General features: G+C 34.0%; 5 protein-coding genes and 1 pseudogene. 1 reads left to right on the top strand and 5 read right to left on the bottom strand.

The window, feature by feature from the left end:
• Window positions 1-123: 123 nt before the first annotated feature.
• The 5 genes from ACOV1R_RS15565 to ACOV1R_RS15545 form a co-directional block, all read right to left on the bottom strand.
• Complete coding sequence (locus ACOV1R_RS15565; protein WP_187351534.1) at window positions 124-918, bottom strand: sulfite exporter TauE/SafE family protein; 795 nt, start codon at window positions 916-918, stop codon at window positions 124-126.
• The gene (locus ACOV1R_RS15560) at window positions 902-1549 is read right to left on the bottom strand and encodes a cytidylate kinase family protein (RefSeq protein ID WP_172638462.1); all 648 of its coding nucleotides are present in this window, start codon (window positions 1547-1549) and stop codon (window positions 902-904) included. The genes ACOV1R_RS15565 and ACOV1R_RS15560 overlap by 17 nt, the downstream gene beginning before the upstream one ends.
• On the bottom strand, window positions 1546-3027 hold the full coding sequence (locus ACOV1R_RS15555) for a glycoside hydrolase family 1 protein (protein ID WP_172638463.1): 1482 nt from the start codon (window positions 3025-3027) through the stop codon (window positions 1546-1548). The genes ACOV1R_RS15560 and ACOV1R_RS15555 overlap by 4 nt, the downstream gene beginning before the upstream one ends.
• 10 nt (window positions 3028-3037) lie before the next feature.
• On the bottom strand, window positions 3038-4921 hold the full coding sequence (locus tag ACOV1R_RS15550) for a beta-glucoside-specific PTS transporter subunit IIABC (RefSeq protein WP_172638464.1): 1884 nt from the start codon (window positions 4919-4921) through the stop codon (window positions 3038-3040).
• Window positions 4922-5063: 142 nt separating this feature from the next.
• Entirely contained in the window at window positions 5064-5945 is an 882-nt protein-coding gene (locus ACOV1R_RS15545) for a MurR/RpiR family transcriptional regulator (protein ID WP_172638465.1), read from the bottom strand.
• Window positions 5946-6217: 272 nt separating this feature from the next.
• Between ACOV1R_RS15545 and ACOV1R_RS15540 the strand changes: the two are divergent.
• Window positions 6218-6307, top strand: a pseudogene (locus tag ACOV1R_RS15540) (IS30 family transposase); the annotation flags it as partial.
• Window positions 6308-6405 lie beyond the last annotated feature (98 nt).

Here is a 6405-nt window from a genome sequence, read left to right as displayed (position 1 = left end):
AATCAACGACCATTAAAAATACATCATCAACAGACTGCCATTGAAAGATTCCGGGCTTGTTCGGATTAAACTTGTAATTTGCCATTATAAAAAAGAGATTACTGATCTAATCGGTAATCTCTTTTAAAATAATATTGATTGACCAACATTAAACACTGAGACAAAACTTAATGCTGTCATTAACATCGTATAAGCCTTTGTAACTGAAGTTTCATTAAGCTTTTGATTGATCAAAGTACCAACGTATCCACCGACGATAGCCATCACACTAACGACGACAGCGACTTTATAATCTATATTAAACAAATCTCCATGCACTCCACTAAGTACTAATTTAGACAATTGAGCAAAGAATATCGTAGCGATTGAATAAATAGTTGATTCTTTCATCGTAAATGAGAACAAAAGCATCAGCATGGCAACATTCAATGGACCTCCACCGATTCCTAAGAATACAGAAATAGCACCTAACAACAAACCGACTATGAAAATAGAATCAAATCTTTTTAATCGATATTTTCCAAAGTGGTTTTGATTCTTCGTATAAATCAAAATAAAAATTAACATGACTAGTAACAAGACGTTTTGAGTAATTTTAACTTGTGTATTCGAAAATAATGTTACGAAATTATTGAAAATCAACTCACCAATTACACCGCCGGCAACTGATCCTAACGAAATCGATAACAAAGTTTTCAAATCAAATGAGAAGCCACTCTTAGTTTGTTTAAAAATCGAAACGATACTCATGGTAAAGACTGCAATCGCTGAATAAACACCAATCGTAACTGCCGTATCTTGTCCCAACAAATCAAATATTGGTTTTATTATGACTCCGCCACCCAAACCAGTTAAAGCACCCAAAATAGTAGCTATCAAAACAACTGCACTATATACGATTTCAATCACGTTCAACATCTCCGTAACGACCAATTACTACTTTTTGGAACTCATCTTCACTCATCGATGGCTCACCTAGAAAGCTTACTAGAATATCTGAACATTGACTCTTTGGCAAATTGGCGGTATTTAAGCATAGATCATAATGGTCAACATCATTCCATTTGTCATCATTATTACCGATTCTAAAATACATCCTTCTTAATGAGTCCTCATATACCAATTTGCTTTGTCTCAAAGAATCGTCAGTTAAGTTTTTATATTTGGGCGCATATGTAACACGAGAACACTTGGCATTAACGTCGTTATTATAAATAAAGACTTTTCTTACCGTATTATCCTTTGGAATATACTTCTCAATACCAAAGTCATGAATTACGATATTGTCACTATTTGATGCATCTAATATTTTGTTCATTATTTTATTTTGAATTTCGCTTAATTCCTTTTTTAAGGATGCATCTGACGAATCACGCATTAATTTTTCAGTAATCAATTCGGACTGCTCAATCAAATTTTTTGAATCTGAGAATTCTTTAACAAAACGAGCTTGATCCCAGAAATCATAATCTAACTTGTTAGCTGCTGCTGAAACAATCCAACGTCCCATACTACAAAATTCACTGTTAACCAATGTTATATTACTCATTTTACATATGCTCCTTGCAATTCATTTTGTCTCTTTAAACTGAGGACATTTCTAACTTCGTCCTTTTCAAGATTTGCACCATTACTTAAAATTACGTTTTTATACCAATTAAATGATTTCTTTTTGTATCTATTTCCAGTTCCACGTCCAAAATTATCCATATCTACATAAATGAATCCATAACGTTTAGTCATTTGGCCTGTACTTGCAGCGACAAGATCAATTGGTCCCCAAGCTGTATAGCCCATGACTGGTACTCCATCTATATTGATAGCTTTTTCTATTTCTAATAAATGTTTTCTTAAATAATCGATTCGATAATCGTCTTCAACTGTATAATGACCTTGTTTTTTGATGAGATTATCTTCTGCACCTAAGCCATTTTCTACGACCATTACCGGTTTTTGATAACGATCATATAAAAAGTTCAAAGCAATTCTTAAACCTTTAGGGTCAATTTCCCAACCCCAATCACTCTTTTCTAGATAAGGATTTTTATAACCTGTTTCAAGGCCATTTAAACCTTTAAAAATTCCTTTTGTCTTAGAACCACAAACGTGTGTCATATAATAACTGAAACTTATGAAATCGACTGTCCCATCCCTTAGAATTTCATCGTCGCCAGTTTGTTTTGGCAAATTAATATTTAAACGTTCCAATTCTTTTAATTTATAATTTGGATAATATCCTCTAGATTGAACATCGATATAATAGATCATCTTATCTTGGAAATTATTATTTCCTTGTACATCATCAGGACTAGCACTATTGGCGTATGAGAAATGTCCACAATACATTGCTCCAATTTTATTATTGGCATCAATTTCATGAGCAATCTTTACAACTTTTGCTGAAGCGATTAATTGGTTATAAGCGGCAATATCTTTCGTCTTTTGATCTGCGTCTAAAGAAATACCTCCAGCATTCCATGGCATCGTTGACATCACATTGATTTCATTAAACGTTAACCAGTAATTTACACGTCCCTTAAAATGCTCCAATACCGTCGTGGCATACTTAACAAAGAAATCAATTGTTTTTTTACTTGTCCAAAATCCATACTTTTTAAGACCCATCGGTGTTTCAAAATGTGACAAGGTAATTAAGGGCTTGATTCCATATGAAAGACATAAATCAATTACTTTATCGTAAAAAGCTAAACCTTTTTGATTTGGTTCTGCATCATCGCCATTTGGAAAAATCCGGCTCCAGGCAATCGACATCCGATATACATTGAATCCCATTTCTGCAAATAGACGAATATCTTCTTCATAATGATGATAAAAATCTATCGCATTGTGTGTTGGATAGTAGTATTTATCTTCATCGATTGTTTCAGAGATCACTCTTTTTTGTTTTCTACTTCCTAGAGTCATCATGTCTGCTGTACTTAATCCTTTGCCGTCTTCTAAATAAGCACCTTCGATTTGATTAGCGGCAGTTGCTCCGCCCCATAAAAAGTTCTTTGGAAATTTCATATTATCCTCCTCAGGAAATGTTCAATAATGAATCGCCAACGTTGATTTCTTTTGATTTTGATAGTGCAGTAATATTCTTATAATCATTACTATTTGTGACTACAATACTTGTAATCGTCTTTAAATGATGTTCTTTGATAAAGTCCAAATTAGCATCTAACAATAAATCGCCTTTTTTAATTTGTTGATCTTTTTCTACGAATCTCTTAAAGCCTTTTCCGTTCAAACTAACGGTCTCTAGTCCAATATGAATTAAAATTTCTGCACCATTATTAGTCTTGATTCCAATTGCGTGATTGCTGTCAAAAACAGCTGTGATGGTTCCATCTGCTGGGGCGTAAACTTTTCCGTCTTCCGGTTCGATGGCGATTCCTTGACCCATAGCACCACTAGAAAATACTTGATCTGGAACTTCCTTTAAAGAAGTAACTACACCGTGTAATGGTGATGACAATGTGTCAGGTATCTTATTTTTGACTACATCTTTTAATTTTGTGTTTTTATCATTTTTTTCAGTTTTATCTGGGTCTGTTTGTTCATCTATTCCGATGATCAATTGAGCGACAAACGAAACTACGAATGAAATGGCACAACCAATTACGGCATATACGAAGTTAGACCAACCTTTAGTTCCAATAAAACTTGGTAAGGCAAATAATCCTGGGGCGACTTGTGCATATCTAACAGTTCCAAAAATCCCGATAAATAATCCTGCAATACCCCCACCGATCATTGATGAAATAAGTGGCTTCTTGAACTTCATATTGACACCATACAAAGCTGGTTCTGTAATACCGGCTACGGCTGAAATACCTGTTGAAAGTCCTAATTCTTTAGTCTTTTTGTTTTTAGATTGAATACCTACTGCAAGTGCGGCACCACCTTGGGCGATATTTGAAACCGTCATTCCGGGACCAGCAATAGAGTCAAATCCTTGTGTAGCTAATTGATTAATCCCGAGAGGAATCAAACCATAATGCATTCCGGTCATAACTAACAGTGGTGTGAATGTCCCAACTAATAGCGGAACTAACCATTGAACATGAACATCTAGGAAACTGAAGAATACTCCTAAGATACTTCCTAACCAATAACCAATAGGTCCAATGAATGTTAAAGTAGAAAATCCAACAATCATTAGTGTTAATAATGGTGTCATAAATAACTTGATAGCTGATGGCATATGCTTGTCTATAAAGGGTTCTACATAAGACATAAACCACATAGCCAAAATAATTGGAATTACTGAAGAACTATATGTTGCTAAAGTAACTGGTACTCCGAATAAATTAATACCTGTATGATTTGTTTGAGCTTGATTTACCATTTGAATAAATGTTGGATAAATTAAAATTGCTCCGATTGACATACCAACATATTGATTAACTTTAAATTTCTTGGCAGCTGAATTCCCAATTAAAACAGGTAAAAAGTAAAACGCTGCATCTCCCATAAAATTCAAAATTTGATAAGTCTGAGATTTGCTTGAAACTAAACCTACCAAAACTAACAAGGTCAAAACAGCTTTCAACATCCCGGCACCAGTCAATGATGGTACGATTGGTACGAAGATACCAACGATAGTATCAAGTACTTTGGAAACAACTGACTTCTTTTCTTCTTTGTCTTCAGCGGGTTTTGTCTCACCTATCGAATAATCATCAGTAATCGATTTATAAACGTTCTTTACATCGGGACCAATGATGACTTGATACTGTCCACCTTGATTAACGACGCTAACTACTTTGCTTAAATCTTTTAAAGCGTCAGCATTTGCTTTTGAATCATCTTTCAAATTAAAACGTAATCTAGTAGCACAATGGGTTAATCCAGATACGTTATCAATTCCACCTACATTATCTATAATTGATTTTGCGAGCTGATTTTTACTCATTATTTACGCCCTCCTGTCTCTTTACGTTTTTCATAATAGCAAAAAAAGAAAGCGCTAACACATAATCGTCAGCGCTTTCATCGGTGTTGCAGCAGCGTCTCACTATCTTGCACAATTACTGCAACAACGTTTCACTATTTAACTAATTATCTTCTAAAAGTGGATTTTTTGAAGATCGTCTATTTTCAAATAACTTGGAAACTTGTTTTTTATTATTTAAGGCTTGTTCTTGATTCTCGTTGACAAAGTCAGCATATACGATATCTAACACAAACATCGCAGACAAAACCGAACTAAAATTGCCCAAATTATTAATCAATTTTTCCCTAGTTGAAATATAAATAACATTATTCGTCAACTCGGTCAACGAGTTTCCACCCATGGTCGTTACCGCTACAAATGGCAATTGCTTATCATTTAATCTATGAGCAATCTTTAACAAATTATCTGTTTCGCCAGAATAAGATAGAAGGATGAAAAGACTATTTGAATCCGAATAATTAGCTTTGAAGAAGGCATTGTCCCCTCTTCTTTCTACTGAAACAGTTTTCCCAACTTTTATCATCTTATTTTCGAAATTTTCTGCTGCCAAAATCAAATCCCCGGCGGCATAAATATATATATGATCACGACCACGAATCAAATACTCAATCGTATTCAGACTGGATTTCTTCAAGAGAGCTAAAGAATCGTCAATTATTTCCTTATACAAAGTACCAATTTTATTATTGACAATTGCTGTCGTATCTTCTGATAAAAAGGGTATATTAGGATCAATATTATTAAAATGTGAATCCAAATATTCGTTCTCTTCTTGATATTGTTTTACAAAATCAGGATAGCCTAAGAATCCTAATTTTTGGCAAAATCTGGTAATCGTCGAAGCAGAAATATACAATTCTTTGGCGATAGTATGCGTACTAATTTTTACTAAATCATTCTTTCTCTTCAAAAAGAAATCCCTAATCAATAATTCCGCATCTGTACCTTTTTGAAAATTATTTAGCCTATCTCTTATTAACAAGACATCACCTCCCTTTTACAATAATTATGCAACGTAAAGNTAAATCATTCTTTCTCTTCAAAAAGAAATCCCTAATCAATAATTCCGCATCTGTACCTTTTTGAAAATTATTTAGCCTATCTCTTATTAACAAGACATCACCTCCCTTTTACAATAATTATGCAACGTAAAGAGGTAGATTGTAAAATTAATCCGAACGCTGTTCGGACAAAAAAGATCAGCTTCCTTTAAAATGGTGTTTACCACAAACCCATCTTTTAGGAGCTGATCTTTTGTCTAGTATAACCTATTCCGAACGAATTAAAATCGAAACCTTTTGTGAACTAGGGCTGTCCAATATCCAAATGAGCGTTCGGATTAATTTTAAAATCTACCATAAGCCTACCGATTTTTTAATATTATTTTATTCATCAATTTCCGGCGCCGACCCAAGCTCTGCCTGAATCATCCAGATTTTCTT

Origin of the sequence: Lactiplantibacillus sp. YT640, from assembly GCF_049745435.1 — a bacterium.
GTDB lineage: Bacteria > Bacillota > Bacilli > Lactobacillales > Lactobacillaceae > Lactiplantibacillus > Lactiplantibacillus plantarum.
The sequence above is the reverse complement of the archived record's forward strand: the minus strand, read 5'-3'. Positions and strand labels throughout refer to the sequence as shown.